Source organism: Aquitalea magnusonii (assembly GCF_002217795.2).
GTDB classification, from domain to species: Bacteria; Pseudomonadota; Gammaproteobacteria; order Burkholderiales; family Chromobacteriaceae; genus Aquitalea; species Aquitalea magnusonii_B.
The window spans coordinates 131329-155191 of sequence record NZ_AP018823.1 but is presented as its reverse complement, the minus strand read 5'-3'; the positions used below and the strand labels follow the sequence as shown (position 1 = coordinate 155191).

Sequence of the window (23863 nt, the reverse complement as noted above, 5' to 3'; positions counted from 1 at the left end):
GGCCATTAAATCAGCATTTCCACTAGATTGCACAAAAATTAATCAGAAAAATATTCCGTTTATTTTCAATAACTTGCAAACACTGCACTAATTTTGCTCACCGGGCTTGACAAGGCAGAGCAGAGGAGGTTCCCGATGTGCATAACTCTGAGAACACCAGTCTCCACTGCTGTCAACACCCACTTTGACAGTAAGGAAGATTTCTGCAAAGCCGCATGCAAAAGCACGCCCATGGCAGCACGATACCCCACCCTGTCACAGCAGGATGAGCAGGAAAAAACCGGCGGCAACGTTAAATCAATTTGAAATAAGGCAGGAATAAACAGTTTTATCCTTGCAAATGACAAACAGACCGGGGCTTGCCCCCGGCCTGTCCAAATGACTTACTGATGATACTGACGCGACAGGCGATGCACCGCCTCAACCAGCGCGGCGGCGTGGGCCGGATCGGCGTGCTGGGAAATGCCATGGCCCAGGTTGAACACATGTCCTGAGCCCTGGCCATAAGCCGCCAGAATGCGGCCGGCTTCCGCCTCGATGGCTGCGGGAGAGCCAAACAGGGCATTCGGGTCGAAATTGCCTTGCAGCGCCACCTTGTCCCCCACACGGGCACGCGCCTGGCCGATGTCCGTAGTCCAGTCCAGACCGACACAATCCGCACCGATGGCCGCGATGTCTTCCAGCCACTGCCCACCATTCTTGGTGAAGACAATCACCGGCACACGGCGGCCATCGACCTCACGCTTAAGACCGGCCACGATGCGTTGCATATAGGCCAGCGAGAATTCCCGGTAGGCGGCGTGACTGAGCGCACCACCCCAGGTATCGAAGATCTGTACCGCCTGCGCCCCGGCATCGATCTGGGCATTCAGGTAGTCGGTCACCGTCTGGGCATTGACCGCCAGGATGTGGTGCAGCAGCTCAGGACGGCTGTACAGCATGGCCTTGACGTGACGGAAGTCGTCCGAACCGCCACCTTCTATCATGTAGCAGGCCAGGGTGAAGGGGCTGCCGGAAAAACCGATCAGCGGCACACGTCCATCCAGCGCCTTGCGGATGCTGGCCACGGCATCGAATACATACTGCAGCTTGTCCAGCACCGGCACCTGCAAGGCGCGGATGGCGCTTTCATCGCGCAGCGGGCGTTCAAACTTGGGGCCTTCGCCCTCGGCAAAGTACAGGCCCAGGCCCATGGCATCCGGCACGGTGAGGATGTCGGAAAACAAGATAGCGGCATCCAGCGGAAAACGATCCAGCGGCTGCAGGGTGACTTCGGTAGCAAAATCAGGGCTGGTACACAGGCCCATGAAGCTGCCGGCACGGGCGCGGGTGGCGCGGTATTCCGGCAGATAGCGGCCGGCCTGGCGCATCATCCAGATGGGTGTGTATTCAACCGGCTCCTTCAGGAGCGCACGCAGGAAGGTGTCATTCTTGAGCTGGGTCATGTCGGTATCGGCTTGCGAGCCTGGAATGATTAAAGTCAGCCGGCATTATACCCATCCCTGCCCTGCGCAGGGGTATTACCGGCAGACTGGTCGCCGGCAGGACACGCCATTGTCCGACAAACATCTGGCGGATAAATCCCCCATCCCAGCACAGGCCGGCCGCGGCAAAATGCTGCGGCAAGGCCTGCCAGCCCAGTTGGGGCCAGCGCTGATGCACACCGCGCAAGTGGCTGTTGAGCAGACACAGGCCCAGCCAGCGCGGCAGTGCCAGATTGGCCGCCTGCCGCGCACAGCCCAGTGGCTGGCCGGCAAAGCAGACATGGTCGGTGAGGGAAATCAGCACCGCGCGCAGCCACCAGGCCAAGCACAACATCCAGTGATGCTGGCCGTACACCAGCAAGGACAGGAGCGGTAACAGGCAGGCCAGCACGCCATCCATGCGCGCCGTCCCTTGCCGGCCACTGGCTTGCACGCGCCGGCACAAGCGTGGCCACAACGGCACCCGCTGCTGCAGCCAGGACCAATGTGCGGCCGCAGGATAGCTCAGCAGCAAGAGACTGCCAGCCCAGGCCAGCACATAAGCGCCACCACACAGACGCAGGCACAGCAGTAACTGGCGTTGGCGGGCGGGTTCCGCTCCTGGCTCATAAACCTCTACCCGGCATAGTGTGGTGCGGCTGTAACGGTGGTGCAGCAGATGCGCCTGCCGCCACACATCAAACGGCAGGCCCAGGCTGATCGCCAGCAAGCGCCCGGCCAGCCGGTTATAGCGCCGGGAGGGGAGCAGCCGACCATGGGCAGCCTCATGCAGCAGTTGCCAGCGCAAGGGAATCAGCAGCAGTGCCGCCAGCAACAGCAAGCCATAGGCCGGGTGCAGCCAGGCCATGGCCAAAGGCACGGCCACCAGTTCTACCAGCCACAGCCGCAAGGCCAGCAGCAACAGCAGCATATTGGTGCGCAAGGGAAGGCGGGGAAGAGACATCAGGGCTCCGGCTGCCGGGTTCGCGCCACAGTCTGCGGGCTTTGCATGAAATGCATGTGACGCCCGCCGCGCCAGAGCGAATCAAAGCCAGCCGCTCAAGCCCAGCAGCGCGCCGCCCGCCAGCAGCCACAGCGGATTGATGCGCGTGCGCCACGCCAGCAGCGTTGTTGCCGCACATAGCAGCCAGCCTGCCGGATGCTGGTTGGCCGCCTCGCTCATCAGCATGGCACTGCCGGCCACCAGGCCGATGGTGAGCGGTGCCAGCCCGCGCTCGATGGCACGCCGCCAGGGCGAGGCATGAAAGCGCTGCCACAGCCGGGCCACGTAATAACACAGCAGGGACGATGGCCCGCACATGCCCACCGTAGCCACCAAGGCACCGGCCAGTCCGGCCACCTTCCAGCCGATCAGGCTGACCACCAGCACATTGGGGCCAGGCGCGGCCTGAGCGATGGCAAACAGGGCGGCAAATTCCTGGCCCGTCATCCAGTGATGGCTTTCCACCACGTAGTAGTGCATTTCCGGAATCAAGGTAACCGCCCCGCCCACCGCCATCAGCGAGAACAGGGAAAAACTGGCCAGCAAGGATAGCAGGATCAACATGCCTCCCCTCCTTGCCGCTGGCGACGGCGGGCCAGCCATATCGAAACCGGGCCAAGCAGCAACAGCACCGGCAGCAAGGGCCAGCGCAAGATGCCGACGGCGATGAAGGTCAGCATGGCCATCAGCAAGGCCAAGGGATGCCGTTCAATCTTCTCCCCCATGCGCAGCACCATGGCCAGCAGCAAGCCTGCCGCCGCAGACGCCAATCCATGCAGCGTGCCTTGCACATCGGGCAGATTACGGTAGTGGTCATACAGCACCGCCATGCCCAGTACGATGACCAGCGGTGCCAACATCAAACCGGCCACGGCCAGCCAGGCACCGGCCACACCATGAAAACGCGCGCCGATGGCAATCGACATATTGACGATATTGGGGCCAGGCAGAATCTGGCCCAGGCCCAGCAGTTCGGTAAATTCTTCTTCGGAGAGCCAGCGCCGCTGTTGCACCAGCATGCGATGGGCCAACGGCAACACACCGCCAAAGCCGCTCAGGCCAATGCTGAAAAAGCCGATGAACAACTGCCGCCGGTTGGGAATATTGAGTGTGGGATTCATATGGCAAGGCTAGCGTGCTCCGGTGTACACAACAAACGAGTTTTTATGGCATTGCTTGTGCGCTAGACTCACCAGCATGAATCGTAGACTCCCACCGCTCAATGCACTGAAAGCCTTTGAATCCGCAGCCCGGCAAGGCAGCTTCAGTGCGGCTGCCCAGACGCTTTATGTGACGCATGGTGCCATCAGCCGCCAGATACAACAGTTGGAGGACTGGCTGGGAGTGGCCCTGTTTGAACGTCATGGCCGTCGGGTACGCTTGTCGGCTGCCGGGCAATCCTATCTGCCCGCCATCCAGGCGGCGCTGGATGGCATTGCGGGTGCCACGGAAAAACTGATTGCGCGCAAACAGGGGCGGCGACTCAACATCAATGTCACCCCGACGCTGGCCATGCACTGGCTATTGCCCAGGCTTACACGCTTTCAATTGCGCTATCCCGGGGTGGAACTGCGCCTGGCAACCTCGGACGCCAGCATCAACAACCAGAATGCCGACTTCGACATTGCCATCCGGCGTGGCAAGGATCACTGGCATGGTTTTGTATCGCACGCTTTTCTGACCGAGCGGGAAATTCCGGTGTGCAGCCCGGCCTTGCTGGCGCGTCAGCCCATCCGCCAGCCAGCCGATCTGGCCGCCCACACCCTGCTGCATTCGGAAACCCGACCGGTTGCCTGGTCGCGCTGGCTGGCGGCAGCCGGCGTGCCCGGCCTGCAATCGGCCGCAGACCAGCATTTTGATCATTACTATCTGGCCTTGCAGGGGGCGGTGGACGGACTGGGCGTCACTCTGGGCGCATTGCCGGTGATTGAAAGCGAACTGGCCAGCGGCAAGCTGGTGGCACCACTGGATGGGCCGGAAATATCTGTACGCGGTTACTCATGGGCCGTGCCGCAGTCACTGGTGGGCGATGAGCTGGTGGCCGCCTTCTGCCAATGGCTGGAGGAAGAAGGCAGGCCACACCCGGCATGACAGTACAGGGGCAAGTCCAGCCGCACTCAGGGGTGATACCACAGTGCGCTGTCCTGCAAGGGCGTGGCCGCGGGCAGCAGCGGATTAGCCAGCGGAATTTCCTGCCGCTTGGCAAGCGCCAACTGTGACAGCAGTTGGCCGTTATAACGCTGGAATAGCTGGTTGAAACGGCCATCCTTCAATGCCTTGCGCAGGCCCTGCTCCAGTTGGGAGGCCAGCTCGGGCTTGTGCGGGCTGACAAAAAAATACATGGCCGTGGGATAGTGCAGCACCAGATTGCGGTCAATCAGCAGCCCCTTGGCAACCGGAAAAGCCGCCTCGCGCTGCACTTCAATCACACTGCGCGGAAAATAGTCAAAGCGCTTTCTTTGCAGCATGGGAAACAGATTGCCGTAATCCTGACTGGTACGCACCTGCAGCCCGGCATTACGCAAGATGGCGGTATCCGGCCAATCCGCCACCTGGCCGGCCACCAGTCGGGCAAGCTGCCGCACATCGCGAATGCCGGCCAATACATCCGGCTCACTGGCATTGACCAGCGCCACCCGCCAGCCCAGCAAGCCTTTGTCCAGCGGAATGCGGATGGGAATGGCCTGCTGCTCGCGCTCACGGCTGGTCATGCCCCAGAACAGATCAATGCCTCCGTCCCGCTTGCCCATCTGCACCATGGCCCGCGACTGGTTCATGGTGGTGGCCGCCTGCAACTGACAGCGCAGCGCTACCTCGTCACAGGCCAGTTGCAGGAGTGACAGCATGTAGGGCAGGTGCGGGTCTTCCAGCCCGGACACCAGCGCATAACGCACCGGGACCGGCGGCACCGCAGCAGATGCCGACGGAGATAACAGCACAGCAAGCACGCAGCAGACAATCCAGCGGTACATGACATTCTCCCCAGGCCTTCCGCCACCGTTCAGGCCGCAGGTCGGAAAACCGCATACTTCAGACAGAATCAAGAATCCGATTATAGAAAACGAGCCTGGGGTCTAGCCGTCCTTTCGGTCAGTATGACCTAGCCCGGCCTGCACGGCGGCATGGGGCTGGTTACCCGCGCCCAAGCAGCGACGCAAGTACTGGCGCACGCCATCCAGATAGCTGTAGACCACCGGCAGCACAATCAGGGTGAGCAAAGTGGAACTGACCATGCCGCCAATGATGGCGTGTGCCATCGGGCCGCGGGTTTCCGCCCCTTCGCTGCCGCCAATGGCCATGGGCAGCATGCCGAAAATCATGGCCAGACTGGTCATCATGATGGGCCGCAGACGTACCCGGCCCGCGGCCACGATGGCCTCGTTGCGCGTCATGCCTTCCTGGCGTGACTGGTTGATGAAATCAACCAGCAGAATGCCGTTCTTGGCCGCCAGCCCCATCAGCATGATGATGCCGATGACCGAGAACATGTTCAGCGTGGAGCCGCAGAGCCACAAGGCAACAAACACGCCGACAAAGGCCAGCGGCAAGGCCACCATGATGGCCAGCGGCATGGTGAAACTGCGGAACTGCGCCGCCAGGATCATGTAGATGAAAATCACCCCCATGGCCAGGGCCTGCAGCGCGTAGCCCAGCGATTCTTCCATGTCGCGGCGTTCGCCTTCCTCGGCCAATACCACGCCCGCTGGCAGCTTGAGTCCGGCGGTGATCTTGCTGATGTCGGCAAATACCGATCCGGCATCGCGTCCGGCAATATTGCCGGTTACCGTTACTTGGCGCAGCAGGTCTACCCGGTCGATCTGGCGCGGGCTCAGCCCCGGACTCAGCCTTGTCACCGTGGACAAGGGCACCATGCTGGCCGCACCGTTGGCATCAGGACGCCCGGCGACGGTAATGATGTCCAGCAGTTCGTTGCGCCGTTCGCTGCGTGGCACTTGCAGCAGCACATCGTAGTTTTCGCCATCCGGCGCTTCCCAACTGCCCACCACATCGCCGGCCAGCAATTGCGACAAGGTACTGCCCACCCGGTTCAGATCCACGCCCAGGCTGGCGGCGGCATCACGCCGCACTTCCAGCTTGATGGCCGGGTCGGCATCGGACAGGCTGCTTTGCAAATCCCCCACGCCCTTGACCTTGGCCAATTGGCTGATCAGGAGATTGGCCGCGGCATCCAGTTCGCCAAGATTGCTGCCGCGCAAGCCAATATTGATGGGCTTGCCACCCGGCCCCTCCTTGCCCATTTCCTCCACCGACAGGATTTCCACCCCGGCCACGCGATTGGCCAGCGCGCGCGCCTGCTGCATCGCACTGAACAGGCTGTGATGGCGGCTGGTTTTGCTGCCCATATCAACCAGCAACTGGCCATCGGTCTTGCTGGCGCTGAAACTGCTGCTGCCGGCGGTCAACTGGATGGACCGTACTTCAGGCAGTTGGCGCAGCAGGGCTTCCAGTTCGCGTCCCTTGCTGGCGGTGTAGTCCAGCGAGGAGCCCGGCGCCGTTTTGTAGGACAGGGAAAACTTGCCCTTGTCCTGCCGTGGCATGAATTCACCGCCAATACGCGGCACCAGCATGAAGCTGCCCACCAGCAACAGCAGCGCGGCCAGCAACACTGTCTTGCGGTGGTCCAGCACCCAGCGGATGCTGTGTACGTAGTAGTCGGCCAAGCGGTCCAAGGAGCTTTCGCACCAGTCCAGCATGCGCCCCAGCGGACCACGATGGCGGTCGCCATGCTGGTGCGGGTCTGGCCAGATCGACGACAGCATCGGGTCCAGTGTGAAGCTGACCAGCATGGAAATCAGCACCGCTACCGTGACGGTGAGGCCAAACTGGTGAAAGAACTTGCCGATGATCCCGCTCATGAAGCCCACTGGCAGAAACACCGCCACCACGGTAAGGGTGGTGGCCAGCACCGCCAGGCCGATTTCATTGGTGCCATCCAGCGCCGCCTGATAATGGCTCTTGCCCAACTGGCGATGGCGCACGATGTTTTCCCGCACCACGATGGCATCGTCGATCAGCAGGCCGATGGACAGGGAGAGTGCCATCAGCGTCATCAGGTTGAGGGTGAAACCCAGTGCCTGCAAGGCAAACAAGGTGCCAATCAGCGCCACCGGCAGGGTGAGTCCGGTAATCACCGTGCTGCGCCAGCTCCCCAGAAACAGGAACACGATCAGCACGGTCAGGCCGGCACCTTCCAGCAAGGTGGCTTCCACATTGGCCAGCGATTTCTTCACATCCTCCGACTTGTCGTAACTGATGTGTACCTGTGTACCGGCCGGCATGCTGCCTTGCATGTCGTGGATCACCTGTTTCACGCCATCGGCCACCTCCACCACATTGGCACCGCGCGCGGCACGGATATCGATGCCAACCCCTGGCTTGCCATCAATCAGCGTCATGCTGGATGCCTCGGCTTCGGCATCGCTCACCGTAGCCACATCCGACAGGCGGATGGTGCTGCCATTGCGATAGCCGGTAACCAGATTGGCAAAATCCTCCGGCGACTTGAGCTTGCCGCTCACCCGCACATTCATTTCATTGCTGGCGCTGCTGACCGCGCCGGCCGGGTAGTCGCGGTTGCCTGCCCGAATGGCATCGGCCACTTCCTGCAAGGACAGGCCGCTGGATTCCAGCCGGTAGGGGTCCACATCAATGCGGATCTGACGCTTGACGCCACCCACCACCTTGGCTTCGCCAACCCCGGTCACAATCTGCAGGCGCTTTTTCAGGGTGTTGTCCAGCCAGGTGGTGAGCGTGCGCTGCGATACCTGGCTGGAACTGAAGCTGATGGATAATAGCGGCTGGTCGTTGGGGTTGAACTGCGATACCGAGGGGGTATCGATTTCGCGACGGAAGCGCCCCTGCACGCCGCCCACCCGGTCACGCACATCCTGTACCGCCACCGCCGGATCCACGCTCAGGGCAAACTCCACCACGATGGTGGAGCTGCCTTCAAACGAATAGGAACGGATATGCTTGATGCCATTGATGGTATTGATGGCTTCTTCCAGCGGGCGCGTGACTTCGCTTTCCACCACCTCGGGCGAAGCACCGCTGTAATGGGTGCTGACCACCGCCACCGGGAAACGGATGTCCGGCAACTCCTCCACCGGCAGGCGCGACCAGGCAAACAGCCCCAGTACCAGCAAGGCCAGCATCAGGACCGTGGCGAAATAGGGATTGCGCACGCTGACACGGGTCAACCACATGCTTGTCCCCTTATTATTTAAGTTGCGCCGGCAGGGTAACGGCATCCCCGCTGGCCACGCCCAGCAAGGGGGCGGCCAGCACCACCTGACCGGGACTGAGTCCTTCCACCGCCAGCTTGCGCTCGTTTTGCGACCACAGCAGAACCTTGACCGGCTGACGCTTGAGCCGCCCTTGCGTCACCAGCATCACCCAGGGCTGTCCTTGCACATCCTGTACCGCGGTTTGCGGCAGCACCACCTGCCCGTCCAGCGCACGCAGCACCACGCCACCCTTGGCAAACTGCCCGGCCTTCAGGTGGCCGTCGGCATTATTCACCCGGATATAGATGAGAAAGCTGCGCGTGCCGCTCTGCGCCACCGGATTGACCCGCACCACTTCGCCAAGAAACTCGTCCGGCAAGCCCTCCACGCTGAAACGTGCCTGCTGACCGGGCTTGATGCGGCCAATCCATTGCGACGGCACACTGGCGCTCAGTTCCAGCGTGCCAAGATCGGCAATCGAGAATAAACGCGCATTCTTGGCGGCGATTTCTCCTGGGTTGATCTTGCGTTCGTACACCACACCCGCAATCGGAGCGCGCACCACACTGTCGGCCTGCTGGCGGCGGGCGCGTGCCAACTGGCTGCTTTGCGCCTGCAGCTCGCCCTGGCGCACGGTGTACTCGCTTTCGGCCTCGTCATAGGCCAACTGGGAAATGAAACCCTTCTGCAGTAGCTCGTGCTGCTTGTCCAGCTTGATGCGCGCCAGCTTTAACCGCGACTGATTACCGGCCAGTTGGGCCTGCTGCTCGCTGACCGACTGGTCCAGCGACTCCGAATCCAGCCGCGCCAGCACCTGGCCTTGCTGCACCACCTCGCCCTCGCGCACCAGCACATCGCGTACCCGTGCCTCCACTTCGGCGGCAATACTGCTGCTCTTGAGCGCCGCCAGCGTGCCGGTAAACGGCAGGGTGTCACGCAGGCTGCCACGCGCGGCCACTTCGATATCGGCACGTGACAGCGCCCGTGACGGTATGTGCGCCGCCACCGCAGATGCGGCCGTCTTGCCCTCGGTGGCAACATCATGGCCGCCACTGCAGGCCGCCAATCCCCCTAGCATGATTCCCCAACCCAGCCAGCTCGACTTCATGTCTTTCTTGTTCCGTTTCTGATCATCACGGTGCCGCCGCCATCGATGGCGTCACCCCGCGGGGCAACAACATCCACAGGCTGCCGCTTTGTTTCATTTTGCCGGCATACATGCCGGCCTCGCTGCCATAGCCCCAGAACAAATCGGCCCGCACCGCGCCCTTGATGGCGCTGCCGGTATCCTGGGCATGCACCAGCCGGGTCAGCGGCTGCTGCGACAAGGGCCAGGTTGTCGCCAGATAAACCGGCGTACCCAGCGGGATGTAACGCGGGTCCACCGCAATGCTGTAACCACCGGTGAGCGGCACCCCCAGCGCTCCGGCAGGGCCGCTGTCACCGCCCGGCAGCACTTTGAAAAAGACATAGCTGGGGTTGACGCCAAACAAGGCTTGCTGCTTGCCGGGATTAGCCTTGATCCAGGCCTGGATGCCCTGCATGGATGCATTGGCCAGCGTCATTTCCCCTTTGTCCACCAGCCATTTGCCGATGGACTGGTAGTTGTAGCCGTTCTGTTCGGCGTAACCGACGTGCAGAAAGCTGCCATCCTCCAACTGAATCCGCCCCGAGCCCTGCACCTGCAGGAAGAACAGCTCTACCGGATCCTCCACCCAGGCCAGCACCGGCGCGGTGGACACGCCCTTGCCCTGATTGATTTCCGCCCGGGTGTAGTACGGCAGCAGACGGTTGCCGGACAAACGCCCTTTCAGCTTGCCGCCGGGACGATCGACCGGAAAATCGGCCGGATGAATTTCCACTTCCCCGGCCCCGGCCACGGTTTTGTCCGGCAATAGCTGCAGACGGTTGGCAGCGCTACGGCGTGCCACCAGCACGCTGCGGCCATGCAGGGCGGCAGGGTAGTCCAGCACCAGCAGATCCGCCGGCACGCCATACACCGGCCACGGCGTGCGTTCGCTGCGGCTGCGGCTGCCATTGAGCAGCGGCTCGTAATAACCGGTAATCAGGCCACTGCTGCTGGCACCATCACGCACCGGCCAGGCATTGAAGCGCGTCTCAAAAAACTGGCGTACCTGTACGCCATCCTCCGGCGGAATGCGGGCGGCATCGGCACACACGGCTTGCCAGGCGGGCTTGCGCGCCATGGCTTTGCAGCTTTGCTTGAGCGCCAGCAGGGTATCGCCCATCGGCTGCTGCTGCCAAGCCGGCAGCGACGCCGGGCTGAGCTGGCCACGGCCATCGGGCAACGTCGGTGTGTAGGTAGTGGAACAGGCAGCAAGCCACAGCAGCGGCAGGGACAGCAACAAACGTTTCAACATGGCAGCAACATCATGAATGGGTGAGGAAACCGGCCGGACAGGCCAGCCGCCCATGTTACCGCGCGCGCCTTGCGCCTGCACGGTACTCTGCGCGATGGGACCATGCCATCCACAGCAGGTTCTGGCACTGACACTTTTCATCGAGCCGCAACAAAACTGCAAACAAAGCTGGCTAACATGGCCAGCACAACACAGTCCACTGGCGCGCCATCGCTATGGCCGGCCAGGCCATCACGCTGCTTGAAACAAGGAGATATCTCATGAAACGCCTTTTTGCCCGTTCGGCCCTGTTTGCAACCCTGGCCCTGACCATTGCTGGCGCAGCCCTGCCGGCACATGCCGAAGATGCCCCGGTTAGCGACGAGCAACTGGCCAGCAACGTCAAGAACGCACTGGATGCCGATCCGGAACTGAAAGCCCTGGACCTGCACGTAGTCAGCAAAAAGCAGGAAGTCACCATTGACGGCAAGATGACCGACGATCAGCAAATGTTCAAGGCTGGCGTCATCGCCGAGAAAGTGCCGGGCGTGAAGTTTGTCATCAACAACATGAATATGTAAGCGTCAGGCTGCATCCGCTTGCCGCACGCCCCCGCCTGTCGGGGGCGTTTGCATTGTGGCCGGCTGCGCATGAGATTTCTGCACCAGCAGTCTGATCTGCAGCATTACTGCCATCCGATTTCCAATAGACACTGTGAATTTTCCAGGCGACTATCCACTTTCCAGGCACTCCGTACAGTAATTGCCAGTCCACAGCAGCACCGTGGCCAGCCATGTCGCCGAAATTGAATGGTAGTTAAACGAAAATAACCCGAAAAACAGGCAAATTATCGTAAAAACACGCTAATAACCCTCCCGTCCCTGAGCCATTGACGCCAGACATGCCGGATTTGCACACTCTGCACCGCACCCACCTTCCCCTTATTCAGCGGAAGGTTTTTTGTCTCGTCACCACTCAGGAAACATCATGTCCAGCCGCATCCTCTCCTACACCCTGCTCAGCTTGCTTCCCGCCATGGCCATGGCCGAGACCACTTTGTACGGCAGCTTGCGCGTTGGTATCGACAGCATGCAAAGCGTTGATACCGGCTTCAAACGCACCACCGGCATTGACGACTTCAGCAGTCGCATCGGTTTCAAGGGCAGTGAACAGCTGAATGGACAGCTGCAAGCCATCTGGCAGGTGGAAACCGGACTGGCCATGGATGGCATGCCTACCGGCGGCACCGGCAGCGGCACACTGGCCAACCGCATGAGCTTTGTCGGCGTGCAGGACAGTTGGGGCAAGCTGCGTGTCGGCTATCTGGATGATGTGCTGACCAGCACCCAGGCGACCGACATCTTTGCCAGCCCACGCCGCGAGGCCAACAGCGGCATTGCCTACCCGCTGTATGAAGCCCGCGATATTTTTGGCAGCAACAATTACGGCGACAGCCGGGCCAAAAACAGCCTGCGCTACGACAGCCCGCGCTGGAATGGCATGGAAGCCTCACTGCAATACGGGGCGGGAGAAAGTCAGCGCGCCAGCCGTAAAGCTGGAGAAACCTGGGGCCTGCGCTTGGGATATACCGATGCCGGTTATTTCATCAACTATGCCTGGATGACACGTCTGAACACGGTCGGTACCAATAACAGCGCCATTCACCGCGTGGAGCTGGGTTATCGCGGTGAAGCGCTGCAACTGGCGGCCACGCTGCAAAGAATCCGGCTGTATGGCAATGCTCATCAAAACAAGGATGGCAGTAATGATTTCGAGATTCCTGGCATCCTGCAGCAAAGCAATATTGCCCAGACCGGGAATAACAAGCTGAGCAGCCAGGTGGTGGCGCTGAGTGCCGGCTATCAGTTGGGGGCGTTCAAACCCATGCTGCAGTACTCACACCGTGGCCGGGTTTACATGGATGGTCAGCATCTGAACTGGTCGGCCAATCAATGGGCTGCCGGCGTGGAATACACCCTGAGCAAGCGCAGCCTGCTGCAAGCGGGTTACGGCGCGGTACGACAGAATGCCGGAGGACAAAACGCGCTGGCCTGGAGCAAATCCAGCGCCAGCACCGGCTGGATGATGATGCGGACCGATTTTTAAGCAAACCCGGGGAGTAGCATTGTGCTTTTGCGCAAAGTAAAACCCTAGCAACGCGGCCACGGTCCCGTCCAGCATGCCGACGGGAGGCCGGGATGAGCTGTTAAGCGCCTGCCCTGTCTGAGCGATTTGATCTTGGCAAATCGCGCGTTCAGGCGTGCCTCGCACGGGGCAGGCCCTGACGGGGAGCCGCAGGCCATGCTGCATGCTGGCGGAGTGGCCTTGGCGGTGAAGGAGGGCTTGGCCACGCAAGCCCTCTTTCCCGTTTGCCGCGCGAAAACGGCACTTAAACCGTCATCCGCCTCACCCGAAACCGATTCACTGACCAAACATGAAGCCGGATTTACACCGCTTCCAGCGCCAGCAGTTCTGCCATGGTCTGGCGGCGACGGATCAGGCGCGGACCAGCGGCATCCAGTAGTACTTCAGGCAGCAAGGGACGGCTGTTGTAGTTGGAAGACATGGTGGCACCATAGGCACCGGCATCATGGAACACCAGCCAGTCGCCCACCTCGGCCTGGGGCAGCAGACGGCTTTCCACCACGCCGCCCTCCTGCTGGGTGAACACATCCCCGGATTCGCACAGCGGGCCGGCCACTACCGTCGGCACGGCACCGGATTTCTCGGTGCCATTGCGCTCCAGCACCGAAATTTCGTGGTAGCTGCCATACAGCGAAGGCCGCATCAAGTCGTTGAAGCCGGCATCCACCAGCACAAAATGGCGGCTGCCCATATCCTTGACCGCACGCACCTCGGCAATCAGCGCGCCGGCTTCGGCCACCAGGAAGCGACCCGGTTCGATTTCCAGCCGTACCGCATGGCCCAGCAGTTGTTCCACTTGCTTGCGGGCGGCGTCCCACAACTGGAAGTAATGAGCGGTATCGATTCGGCCATCGCCATCACGATAGGGAATGGACAGGCCACCACCGGCGGAAATGGCTTCGATATCCTGGCCCAGGCTGCCCACCAGTTCCACCATGGCACCGCATACCTGCTGCAGATGGCCATAATCCACGCCGGAACCGATGTGCATGTGAATGCCCACCAGCTTCAGGCCAGTTGCAGCAATCACCTCCAGCGCGGCCGGCAGATCGGCATGCCAGATGCCATGCTTGCTGTTTTCGCCACCGGTATTGGTCTTGTGGCTGTGGCCATGGCCAAAACCGGGGTTGATGCGCAGCCATACCCGATGGCCGGGGGAGAGCGCACCTAGCTGGCGCAACATATCGATACTGCCGGCATTCACCACGATACGCTCGGCGACTACCTGCTCCAGCGTGGCACGATCCAACACGTCGGCAGTAAACACCACTTCGGAAGGCTCGGCCGAGCTCAAGTCATAACCGGCCTGGCGCGCACGCGCGATCTCGCCCAGCGATACCGCGTCCACCATCACGCCCTGTTCACGCATCAGACGCAGGATATGGGTATTGGAATTGGCTTTTTGGGCATAGCGAATCACATCGAACTGCTTGAGCTGGGCAATGCGTGCACGAATCATCGCGGCATCGTATACCCACAGCGGGGCAGAAAATTGTTCGGCCAGGGTGGCAAGCTGCGTGGCGGAGAAGGTTTTCATGGCAATCCATTCAGGGTTTTGCTTGAGTGTGCCGTGGCTGTCGCCAAAAATAAAATATCAATTTGTCGTCAGGTCTTTCATTTATGATATGACTTTGACTGATCATCCCTCACTGCCATGTCCTTCAGCTTGCGCCATGTGGAAATCTTCCACGCCATCATGACCAGCGGCAGCGTGACCGAAGCTGCCACACTGCTCAACACCTCCCAACCCACCATCAGCCGAGAACTGGCACGGCTGGAGCAACTAAGCGGCCTGGTCTTGTTCGAACGTATCCGGGGGCGGCTACGCCCCACCCTGCAGGCCTTGCAACTCTTTGAGGAAGTGCAGCGCGCCTACCTGGGACTGGAGCGGATTGTCAGCACCGCCCAGGCCTTGCGCCGCTTTGACGAAGGCCAGTTATCCATTGCCTGCCTGCCGATGTTTTCCCAGGCAGTCCTGCCTACGGTGTGCCAACGTTTCTTGCAGCGCTATCCACGGGTAAAACTCAACATCACGCCACAGGAATCGCCGCTGCTGGAAGAATGGCTGGCGGCACAGCGGCATGATCTTGGGCTGAGCGAGAGCCACATCCAGCCACCGGGCACCAGTCAGCAGCAAGTATTCTGTGCCGACGAAGTTGCCGTGCTGCCGCAGGGGCATCCACTGGGCAACAAGCCGGTGCTGGATCTGGCGGATTTCGCCGGCCAGGATTTTGTCAGTCTGTCGGCCAGCGATATCTATCGCCAGCAGTTGGACGCCTTGTTTGCCTCACAAGGCATTGCCCGCCAACTCCGGCTGGAAACCCACAGCGCGGCCTCGGTCTGCAGCATGGTGCGCCAGGGCATCGGTCTGGCGGTGGTCAATCCGCTGACCGCACTGGAATTTGCCGGTCATGGCGTCATCATCCGCCCGCTATCCGTCTCACTCCCCTTCCGGGTCAACCTGCTGCGCCCCTTGCATCGCCCAGCGTCCGCGCTGGTGGACAGCTTTGCCAAACTGCTGTGCGAGGTACTGGAGGAAATTCAACAACCTCACCCATAAAGCACGACCAGGCGTTGGGCGGTGCAGGAGGCACTCCGGCTGGAAAAAATGACTATGGCATCGTCATTTTTGTCTATACCGAAGAAACAGCACTGTTTTCTGACTGGAATGTGCTGCTGACAATACCTGGCGTCTGGTGTTGTCCTTCCTAAAGCACCAGTCATCCGGGGAAAAAAATGCGTAACAACCAGCCTGTCACACAGCACGAGTTATTCTTGCATCCACAGCGCCCCATCGTGACCAAGACCGACCTGCAAGGCCATATCACCTACGCCAACCGCGCCTTTATTGAAATCAGCGGTTTTACCGAAAAAGAGCTGATTGGCCAGCAACATAATATCGTGCGTCACCCCGACATGCCGGCGGAAGCTTTCGACGACATGTGGCACACCATCAAGGAAGGTCATCCTTGGCGCGGGCTGGTGAAAAACCGCAGCAAGCAGGGGGATTACTACTGGGTGGATGCCTATGTGACCCCGATTCGGGAAAACGGCAACACGGTTGGTTACATGTCGGTACGCAGCGCCCCGGACCAGCAGCAATGCCAGCAGGCAGAACAGCTATACGCCGACATCCGGGCCAAGCGCAGCCGCTTTCCCCAGACCCGGCAACCCACCGTGCTGAGCTTGCAAAAGCTGCTTACCCTCTCCATGCTGCCCCCCATCCTGGCCCTGCTGGCGGAATACATCCTGCCGGACAGCATCATTCACGACATCCTGAATGCCGGCAGCATCCTCTGGCTGCTTGGGGCTGCGGTACTGATTCATCAGCGCCTGGCCACACCACTTGAATATGCCAAACAAGGCCTGGCCAGATTGTCCGAGGGCAACTTCAAGCAGGCCATTCCGCAGTCAGGCTGTCAGGACATGCGCCAGATGCTGGAAATGCTGGAAACCATGCGCATCAATACCCGCGCCGTGCTGGCCGATGTGGTAAGCGGTGCCCACGATATCAGCCAGGCCGCAACGGCTACCCATACCGAAGCCAGCAATCTGCAACAGCGCGGAGAGCATGCACTGGAAGGCATTACCCGCGTAGCCTCCGCCCTGGAGCAGCTATCGGTGTCGGTGAATGAAATCTCCATGACCACCCGCACAGGTGCAGGCCATGCCACCGAAGCCACCAGCCTGGCCAATGAGGGTGAGACAAAAATGCAGCAGACACGGCATGCCACCCAGCAAGTGATGGGAGAATTCGAACACACCAGGGATGCGATTCTGGTGCTGGAAAAATCGGCGGAAGAGATAGGATCTGTCACCTCGGTGATCAAGGACATTGCCAACCAAACCAATCTGCTAGCCCTGAACGCGGCCATCGAGGCGGCACGGGCAGGTGAACAGGGACGCGGCTTTGCCGTGGTGGCCGATGAAGTGCGCAAGCTGGCGGAACGCACGGCAGGCAACACGCAGGAGATCGAGCAATCCATCAATGTGCTGCACGAGCGCACCCGTCAGGTATTGCAGAATGTCCAGACCGCGCTGGACAAGGTCCAGAGCGTGGATGAGGCCATCAGCAATGCCAGCAACAGCCTGGAAGCCATTCGCCAGGCCAACCAAGGCGTATCGGCATCGGCCGCCAACGTGGCGGAAATGCTGCAGCAGCAATCTTCGGTTTCCACCGAAGTGGCACAGAACATGGAAACCATGAGTGCGCTGACCGAGCAGAACAGCCAGAGTATTGCCAATGCCCGCGATGTCGCGCAGCAACTGCATACCACCGCGCATGATCTGAAACGCCTGGTCAGTCATTTTGAACGCCATCTCTGAACCCGGCATGGGCCACCGCGACAGCAGGTGCTTTTGCTACAATAGCGCGGCACGCTGCCGGTAACGGTGGCGCAACCGATTCCCACCAGGCGGCCTACGGCCGCCTTTTTGTACTTGCTGCCCACCTCCGGCAGCCTGCCAACCCAGATTGTCAGGAGTGGATTCCGCTTGAAACTGCGTACCGTACTGCGCATTGCGCTGCTGCTGATCCTGATGGACATTGCCGCCGTCAGCGCCTTTCGTGCCAGCGTGGACGGCTCGCTGGAGGAACTGCGCGCCGCCAATACCCAAAGGCTGGAGCTGTACGCCAACAGCCTGAATAGTGAAATCGGCCACTATGCGCGCCTACCCAGCCTGCTGGGGCTGTCCCCCTATGTGGAAGGACTGCTGCACGCCCCAAATGATGTGCATCGCCAGCAGGCAGCCAACGACTATCTGGAACGCCTGAGCCAACGCACCGGTGCCAGCGCCATCTATATCATGGATGACAAAGGGATTGTCCGCGCCACCAGCAACTGGCGGCAGACCGACAGCTACCTGGGCGAAAACGATTCCTTCCGTGCTTATTTCACCGATGCCATGAGTGGGCAGCCTGGGCGCTTCTTCGGCGTAGGCACTACCCGCAGCGAGGCAGGTTATTACCTGTCGGAACCACTGACCAGCCGCGGCCACATCATTGGCGTGGCGGTGGTGAAGGTAAACATGGAATACCTGGAAAAGCTGTGGCGGGAAAACAAGACCACCGTGATGGTGAGCGACCAGAACGGCGTGGTGATTCTGGCCACAGAACCAGGCTGGAAATTCAGCACGCTCAAGCCCTTCAGCAAAGCCCTGCAGGATGCCTTCGACCGCAATCTGCAATACAACCGCAAGCGCCTGTTGCCGCTGGGACTGGAAGAACGGCGCAGCCTGGGCAATGGCAGCCACATTTACCGGCTGGACCAGAGCGGCCGGCGCACGCTAAGCCGGCTGGCCTATCCGCGCGACATGCTGGGTCAGTCGCTGCAACTGCCGCTATCAAGCTGGAAGCTGACCGTGCTCTCCAGCCTGGACCCGGTCTACCAACTGGCTTACAACCGGGCCGCCTTGGCGGCAGTGCTGACCCTGCTAAGCCTGACCGGCATTCTGTGGCTGAACGAACGCCGCCGCCGCCTGCGCGACAAGCTGTCAGCGCGCGAAGCACTGCAGCAGGCCTACCGCGAACTGGAACGCAAGGTGGAAGAGCGCACGGCAGATCTGTCGCGCGCCAACCAGCAGCTACATGAAGAAATCAGCGAACGCATCCGCACCGAACAGCACCTGCGTCAGACCCAGGACAATCTGGTCCAGGCGGGCAAGCTGGCGGTACTGGGCCAACTGGCCACCGGCATCGCCCACGAGCTGAACCAGCCACTGGCGGCACTGCGTACCCTGTCTGGCAATGCCATCAAGTTTCTGGAACGCCAGCAGAATGAAACCGCCCGTACCAATTTGCAAACCATCTGCCAACTGGTGGACAAGATGGGCGAAATCACCAGCGCCCTGAAGGGTTACTCGCGCAAATCCACCAGCAGCCTGGGGACGGTGGACATCAGCCTGGCCATGGACAGCGCGCTGCTGTTGCTGCGCAACCGCCTGGAAGGCAGCCAGGTCCGCATCCTCCGGCCCAATGCGCCAGAACCATGGCAGGCGCGTTGCGACCCCAACCGTTTCGAGCAGGTGCTGGTCAACCTGCTGGCTAATGCGCTGGACGAACTGCAAGACCAGCCGGATGGGCTTATCGAGATCAGTGGCCATTGCACAACCGCACAACTGATACTGCAAATCCGCGATAATGGCCCCGGCCTGCAGGAAGCCGTGCGTGCCCAGCTATTCGAGCCTTTTGTCACCACCAAACCGGCCGGCATCGGCCTGGGACTGGGGCTGACCCTGAGCGCCGGCATCATTGCCGAGGCCGGCGGCAGTCTGAGTGCCGACAATCACCCGCAGGGCGGTGCCGTGTTCACCATCACCCTGCCGCTTGCTACAAAGGAAAACCGCCATGTTTGATGGCATGAAAGTGTTGATCGTCGAGGACGACCCGGATGTCCGGCTGGGCTGCGAGCAAGCGCTCATGCTGGAGGGCCTGGATGCCCGCGGCGTGGCCAGCGCCGAGCAAGCCCTGGGCCTGCTGCATCACGGTTTTCCCGGCGTGCTGGTCAGCGACATCCACCTGCAGGGGCAGGATGGCATGGCACTGCTGCGCACCATCAAGGCCCAGGATCCCAGCCTGCCTGTCATCCTGATCACCGGCCATGGCGATGTCAGCCTGGCGGTACAGGCGATGAAGGATGGTGCTTACGACTTCATCGAAAAACCCTTCTCCCCGGAACGCCTGCATGAAGTGGTATGCCGCGCCATGGAGCAGCGCCGCCTGAGCCTGGAAGTGGAAACCCTGCGCCGTCAGTTGCAGGACAAGCAAAGCCTGGAATCGCGCCTGATCGGCCGCTCGCCGGCCATGGAAAAAGTGCGGCGCATGATTGCCGACCTGGCCGACACCTCGGCCAATGTGCTGATTCTGGGTGAAACCGGCACCGGCAAGGAACTGGTTGCCCGCTGCCTGCATGAAATCAGCCGGCGGCAGAAGCACAACTTTGTGGCGGTCAATTGCGGCGGGCTGGCAGAAAACCTGTTCGAGAGCGAGATTTTCGGCCACGAGGCTCATGCCTTCACCGGCGCAGCCAAGCGCCGTATCGGCCGCATCGAATATGCCAATAACGGCACGCTGTTCCTCGATGAAATCGAAAGCATGCCGCTGCCCTTGCAAATCAAGATGCTGCGCGTGCTGCAGGAACGCACGCTGGAACGCCTGGGTTCCAACACCCCCATTCCGGTGGACTGCCGGGTGATATCGGCCACCAAGGCCGACCTCAAGGCCATGGGCAATAACGGCAGCTTCCGTAGCGACCTTTACTACCGGCTGAACGTGGTCACGCTGCAACTGCCGCCGCTGCGCGAGCGCCGCGAGGACATCCCGCTGCTGTTCGAGTATTTCCTGCTGCAATCGGCCAGCCGCTTCGACCGCCCCACCCCGCAACTGGAAGCCCACGAACAGGCCGAGCTGCTGGCCTACGACTGGCCGGGCAATGTGCGCGAGCTGCGCAATGTGGCCGAACGCTATGTGCTGGGCATTCGCACCCCGCTGTCCGAATCCGGCGAACTGAGCCAGAGCCTGCCGCTGGCCGAAACCGTGGAAGCCTTTGAACGGGCACTGATTGCCGAGGAATTCCGCCGCCACGGTTACAGCCTGAGCCGCACCAGCGAAGCGCTGAAAGTGGCCAAGACCACCCTGTTCGACAAATTGAAAAAATACGGCCTGAATCAATCGGGTTGATGGCCCGGCTGATGACCGGGCTGATGGCATGCCTGCGGTCCCGGCCTCTGCCGGGCGGCAGACATAAAAAAAGCGGCCACCGGGGCCGCTTGCCAAAGGCTGCTTGATCAGTCGCCACACCATGCTGCCGCTGCGGGGGGATCACACCAACGGTGTCGCAGCAGTCAGACAGGCCGGTGCAGCGCCTGTCAGCCAGCTCAATAGGTGTAGAACATGCGTTGCAGTTCTTTGGTGTCGTGGGTCTTGGTCAGACCCAGCATCAGCAGGATGCGGGCTTTTTGCGCATTCAGCGTGTCGCTCACCACCAGATCTTCCTGATCATCATTGGCTTCACCATTACGCGCCACGATACCGCTACCCACGCGCGAGCTGCGTACCACGATCACACCCTTCTTACGGGCGTCACGGATGGCAGGCATCATCTGGGCGGCAATACTGCCATCGCCCACACCGGCTTGCACGATGCCCTGGGCACCTGCAGCAATATCGGCATCCATGGCCACGCGGTCCATGTTGGCGTAACCGTAAACGATGTCGACGCGCGGCAGGCTGTTCAGCTTGGAGACGTCAAATTCGGTATCCGCGGTATTCTTGCGGGTGGACATGCGGTAGAAATGCGGCTTGTTGTCCTGCATATAGCCCAGGAAGCCCAGTTCCGGCGTCTTGAAGGTGTCGGTGGTGGAAGTGTTGGTCTTGGTCACTTCACGGGCGGCATTGATCTGGTCGTTCAAGGAAACCAGCACGCCCTTGCCAACGGCTTCCTTGCTGCCCGCCAGGATCACGGCGTTATACAGGTTGATCGGGCCGTCAGCACTGATGGCGGTAGACGGGCGCATGGAACCCACCACCACTACCGGCTTCTTGCTCTTCACCACCAGGTCCAGGAAGTAAGCGGTTTCTTCGATGGTGTCGGTGCCGTGGGTAATCACCACGCCATCCACATCCTTCTGCGCCAGCAGCTCGTTCACACGCTTGGCCAGCTTCAACCACACTTCATTGGTCATGCTTTCGCTGGCGATCTGCGCAACCTGTTCACCACGAACGTCGGCCACCTTGGACAGCTCTGGCACGGCGGCAATCATCTTGTCCACGCCCAGCTTGGCAGCGGTATAACCGATGGTGGTGGTGCTGGTGGCACCAGTACCGGCAATGGTGCCACCGGTAGCCAGAATCACCACATGCGGCTTGGCCGCGTCAGCAGCCTGGGCCGATTGACCACACAGCGCAGCCATCACGGCAGCGCTGGACAACAGCAGTTTAAAAGTTTTTTTCATGTCTCTTCCTTTGTAGAAAAGCAAGTGGGAGATGGCGTTGCCGGGGAGCAACTCACTACAGCGATCAGCCCCGCGTCCTGCCTGTCCGCCTGTATCGGCAGCTTGGGCAGGCCGGGGTCTGTCACCTGATTTTTATAGTGTTAATGCGTGGCAGGGACCGGGGGGCTTAAGCCTGTTCTTCGGCCAGCACCGGGTTAGCCTGTGCAGCTTCGGCATCGATATCGCCTTCCGAAGCGGCCACCACGGTAGTGGCAATGGCGTTACCCAGCACGTTGGTGGCGGTACGGCCCATGTCCAGGAAGTGGTCGATACCCAGGATCAGCAGAATGCCGGCTTCAGGCAGATTGAACATCGGCAGCACGGCAGCCACCACCACCAGCGAAGCACGCGGCACACCGGCAATACCCTTGCTGGTGATCAGCAGGATCAGCAGCATGGTGATTTGCTGGCCCAGGGTCAGGTTGATGTTGGCTACCTGGGAAATGAACAGGGCGGCAAACGAGGTGTACATGATGGAGCCGTCCAGGTTAAACGAATAACCCAGCGGCAGCACGAAACCGGACACACGTTCCTTGATGCCAAAACGCTCCAACTGCTCCAGCAGGGTCGGGTAAGCAGCTTCGCTACTGGCGGTGGCAAAACCCAGCATCAGCGGCATGCGGATGGTTTTGAGCAGGGCAAAAATCTTCTTGCCGACAAAGCCATAAGCCGCAGCAATCATCAGCAGCCACAGGCAGGCCAGCGCCAGGTAGAAGCTACCCATGAACTTGGCGTACATGGACAGCACGCCCAGGCCATCAGCGGTAATGGTGGAAGCCACGGCACCGAATACGCCAACCGGGGCAAACATCATCACGATATTGGTAACGCGCAGCATGATGTTGGCCAGTTGTTCCAGGCCCTTCATCAGGATGTCCGGTTTTGGGCCCTTGTAAGAAGCAATGGCAAAACCGAAGAACACCGAGAACACCACCACTTGCAGCACTTCGTTTTTCGCCATGGCGTCAAAGAAGCTGGTGGGGAACATGTGGGTGATGAAGTCCTTCAGGTTCAGCGCACTGGTTTTCAGTGCCGGAGCGGCACCATCAACCACCGGCAGGGTGTAACCCACACCAGGCTGCAGACTATTGGCAAAAATCAGGCCCAGGAACAGGGAAACCAGCGAAGCCCCCATGAACCAGCACATGGCTTTCAGGCCAACGCGACCGACAGAACGGGAATCACTGCTGCCAATGCCATGTACCAGGGTGGACATCACCAGCGGTGCAATGATCATCTTGATCAGACGCATGAACACGTCGGTCAGGATGGAAAAGTAACCGGCAACATCTTTCAGTTGCTTGGGATCGGTAATCGAAGTGTGACAGCCATAGCCGACTGCGATACCCAGCACGAGGGCAATCAGCACCCACAGGGTGATCTTGTTGGTTTTCACGAGCGTTTCTCCAGAGTAACCCGGCTTTGGGCCGGTGTTGAGTCCGCTCGTATCAGCAGTAATCATGCCAGAAAACCGTCAATAAATATCAAGTCAACTCATTGTTTTAAAACAATAAAATAAAAAATACAATGACATTAATTCGGAAAGCCGAACACAGAGAGGGAGGCGCGTTTGGAAACCCGACCAAAGCAACCAGGGATAGGTCTGCCGCAGAGGACAGGCCAGCCAGCTAGACCTGCGCGCCAAACAAAAGT

Annotated in this window: 18 protein-coding genes; 7 read left to right on the top strand and 11 right to left on the bottom strand. The window is 60.5% G+C overall.

Annotation, left to right across the window (positions count from 1 at the left end):
• Positions 1 to 383: 383 nt before the first annotated feature.
• From hemE to DLM_RS00755, 4 genes are all read right to left on the bottom strand, one after another.
• Complete coding sequence (gene hemE, locus DLM_RS00770; RefSeq protein ID WP_089083938.1) at positions 384 to 1445, bottom strand: uroporphyrinogen decarboxylase; 1062 nt, start codon at positions 1443 to 1445, stop codon at positions 384 to 386.
• The gene (locus DLM_RS00765; protein ID WP_089083937.1) at positions 1426 to 2427 is read right to left on the bottom strand and encodes a fatty acid desaturase; all 1002 of its coding nucleotides are present in this window, start codon (positions 2425 to 2427) and stop codon (positions 1426 to 1428) included. The genes hemE and DLM_RS00765 overlap by 20 nt, the downstream gene beginning before the upstream one ends.
• A gap of 81 nt (positions 2428 to 2508) precedes the next feature.
• On the bottom strand, positions 2509 to 3030 hold the full coding sequence (locus DLM_RS00760; RefSeq protein WP_089083936.1) for a chromate transporter: 522 nt from the start codon (positions 3028 to 3030) through the stop codon (positions 2509 to 2511).
• Entirely contained in the window at positions 3024 to 3587 is a 564-nt protein-coding gene (locus tag DLM_RS00755) for a chromate transporter (RefSeq protein ID WP_089083935.1), read from the bottom strand. Before DLM_RS00755 ends, DLM_RS00760 begins: the two co-directional genes overlap by 7 nt.
• 76 nt (positions 3588 to 3663) lie before the next feature.
• Here DLM_RS00755 and gcvA point away from each other — a divergent pair, with 76 nt between their 5' ends.
• Positions 3664 to 4557 (top strand): transcriptional regulator GcvA, encoded by an 894-nt coding sequence (gene gcvA, locus DLM_RS00750; RefSeq protein ID WP_089083934.1) that lies wholly within the window; start codon positions 3664 to 3666, stop codon positions 4555 to 4557.
• 26 nt (positions 4558 to 4583) lie between these two features.
• On the opposite strand, the gene DLM_RS00745 is transcribed toward gcvA, so the two are convergent.
• From DLM_RS00745 to DLM_RS00730, 4 genes are all read right to left on the bottom strand, one after another.
• Complete coding sequence (locus tag DLM_RS00745) at positions 4584 to 5438, bottom strand: hypothetical protein (protein ID WP_197715480.1); 855 nt, start codon at positions 5436 to 5438, stop codon at positions 4584 to 4586.
• A gap of 102 nt (positions 5439 to 5540) precedes the next feature.
• Positions 5541 to 8693, bottom strand: a complete 3153-nt coding sequence (locus DLM_RS00740) for an efflux RND transporter permease subunit (protein WP_089083933.1) — start codon at positions 8691 to 8693, stop codon at positions 5541 to 5543.
• 13 nt (positions 8694 to 8706) lie between these two features.
• Positions 8707 to 9822: an efflux RND transporter periplasmic adaptor subunit gene (locus DLM_RS00735; protein ID WP_089083932.1), complete on the bottom strand. Its 1116-nt coding sequence runs from the start codon at positions 9820 to 9822 to the stop codon at positions 8707 to 8709.
• Positions 9823 to 9847: 25 nt separating this feature from the next.
• Positions 9848 to 11095, bottom strand: a complete 1248-nt coding sequence (locus DLM_RS00730) for a murein transglycosylase A (RefSeq protein ID WP_089083931.1) — start codon at positions 11093 to 11095, stop codon at positions 9848 to 9850.
• 260 nt (positions 11096 to 11355) lie between these two features.
• Here DLM_RS00730 and DLM_RS00725 point away from each other — a divergent pair, with 260 nt between their 5' ends.
• Both DLM_RS00725 and DLM_RS00720 read left to right on the top strand, forming a co-directional pair.
• A complete protein-coding gene (locus DLM_RS00725; RefSeq protein WP_089083930.1) occupies positions 11356 to 11655 on the top strand; it encodes a BON domain-containing protein in 300 nt (99 codons plus the stop codon).
• 406 nt (positions 11656 to 12061) lie between these two features.
• Positions 12062 to 13180, top strand: coding sequence for a porin (locus tag DLM_RS00720; RefSeq protein ID WP_089083929.1), 1119 nt, complete (start codon positions 12062 to 12064; stop codon positions 13178 to 13180).
• A 340-nt stretch (positions 13181 to 13520) separates the two neighbouring features.
• On the opposite strand, the gene lysA is transcribed toward DLM_RS00720, so the two are convergent.
• Positions 13521 to 14756: a diaminopimelate decarboxylase gene (gene lysA, locus DLM_RS00715; protein ID WP_089083928.1), complete on the bottom strand. Its 1236-nt coding sequence runs from the start codon at positions 14754 to 14756 to the stop codon at positions 13521 to 13523.
• A 117-nt stretch (positions 14757 to 14873) separates the two neighbouring features.
• Between lysA and DLM_RS00710 the strand changes: the two genes are divergently transcribed.
• The 4 genes from DLM_RS00710 to DLM_RS00695 all read left to right on the top strand — a co-directional run bounded on the left by DLM_RS00710 (position 14874) and on the right by DLM_RS00695 (position 20897).
• Positions 14874 to 15779: a LysR family transcriptional regulator gene (locus DLM_RS00710; RefSeq protein WP_089083927.1), complete on the top strand. Its 906-nt coding sequence runs from the start codon at positions 14874 to 14876 to the stop codon at positions 15777 to 15779.
• A 215-nt stretch (positions 15780 to 15994) separates the two neighbouring features.
• Positions 15995 to 17545: a methyl-accepting chemotaxis protein gene (locus DLM_RS00705; protein ID WP_231959960.1), complete on the top strand. Its 1551-nt coding sequence runs from the start codon at positions 15995 to 15997 to the stop codon at positions 17543 to 17545.
• Positions 17546 to 17713: 168 nt separating this feature from the next.
• A complete protein-coding gene (locus tag DLM_RS00700) occupies positions 17714 to 19573 on the top strand; it encodes a sensor histidine kinase (RefSeq protein WP_197715479.1) in 1860 nt (619 codons plus the stop codon).
• On the top strand, positions 19566 to 20897 hold the full coding sequence (locus DLM_RS00695; RefSeq protein ID WP_089083925.1) for a sigma-54-dependent transcriptional regulator: 1332 nt from the start codon (positions 19566 to 19568) through the stop codon (positions 20895 to 20897). Before DLM_RS00700 ends, DLM_RS00695 begins: the two co-directional genes overlap by 8 nt.
• 197 nt (positions 20898 to 21094) lie before the next feature.
• Here DLM_RS00695 and DLM_RS00690 read toward each other — a convergent pair whose 3' ends face one another.
• Complete coding sequence (locus DLM_RS00690; protein WP_089083924.1) at positions 21095 to 22171, bottom strand: type II asparaginase; 1077 nt, start codon at positions 22169 to 22171, stop codon at positions 21095 to 21097.
• A 166-nt stretch (positions 22172 to 22337) separates the two neighbouring features.
• The gene (locus DLM_RS00685; protein ID WP_089083923.1) at positions 22338 to 23606 is read right to left on the bottom strand and encodes a dicarboxylate/amino acid:cation symporter; all 1269 of its coding nucleotides are present in this window, start codon (positions 23604 to 23606) and stop codon (positions 22338 to 22340) included.
• Positions 23607 to 23863 lie beyond the last annotated feature (257 nt).

Bases quoted from the DNA above. Each gene is read 5' to 3' on its own strand.
- hemE (WP_089083938.1), bottom strand. From the start codon at position 1,445: ATGACCCAGCTCAAGAATGACACCTTCCTGCGTGCGCTCCTGAAGGAG.
- DLM_RS00765 (WP_089083937.1), bottom strand. From the start codon at position 2,427: ATGTCTCTTCCCCGCCTTCCCTTGCGCACCAATATGCTGCTGTTGCTG.
- DLM_RS00760 (WP_089083936.1), bottom strand. From the start codon at position 3,030: ATGTTGATCCTGCTATCCTTGCTGGCCAGTTTTTCCCTGTTCTCGCTG.
- DLM_RS00755 (WP_089083935.1), bottom strand. From the start codon at position 3,587: ATGAATCCCACACTCAATATTCCCAACCGGCGGCAGTTGTTCATCGGC.
- gcvA (WP_089083934.1), top strand. From the start codon at position 3,664: ATGAATCGTAGACTCCCACCGCTCAATGCACTGAAAGCCTTTGAATCC.
- DLM_RS00745 (WP_197715480.1), bottom strand. From the start codon at position 5,438: ATGTACCGCTGGATTGTCTGCTGCGTGCTTGCTGTGCTGTTATCTCCG.
- DLM_RS00740 (WP_089083933.1), bottom strand. From the start codon at position 8,693: ATGTGGTTGACCCGTGTCAGCGTGCGCAATCCCTATTTCGCCACGGTC.
- DLM_RS00735 (WP_089083932.1), bottom strand. From the start codon at position 9,822: ATGAAGTCGAGCTGGCTGGGTTGGGGAATCATGCTAGGGGGATTGGCG.
- DLM_RS00730 (WP_089083931.1), bottom strand. From the start codon at position 11,095: ATGTTGAAACGTTTGTTGCTGTCCCTGCCGCTGCTGTGGCTTGCTGCC.
- DLM_RS00725 (WP_089083930.1), top strand. From the start codon at position 11,356: ATGAAACGCCTTTTTGCCCGTTCGGCCCTGTTTGCAACCCTGGCCCTG.
- DLM_RS00720 (WP_089083929.1), top strand. From the start codon at position 12,062: ATGTCCAGCCGCATCCTCTCCTACACCCTGCTCAGCTTGCTTCCCGCC.
- lysA (WP_089083928.1), bottom strand. From the start codon at position 14,756: ATGAAAACCTTCTCCGCCACGCAGCTTGCCACCCTGGCCGAACAATTT.
- DLM_RS00710 (WP_089083927.1), top strand. From the start codon at position 14,874: ATGTCCTTCAGCTTGCGCCATGTGGAAATCTTCCACGCCATCATGACC.
- DLM_RS00695 (WP_089083925.1), top strand. From the start codon at position 19,566: ATGTTTGATGGCATGAAAGTGTTGATCGTCGAGGACGACCCGGATGTC.
- DLM_RS00690 (WP_089083924.1), bottom strand. From the start codon at position 22,171: ATGAAAAAAACTTTTAAACTGCTGTTGTCCAGCGCTGCCGTGATGGCT.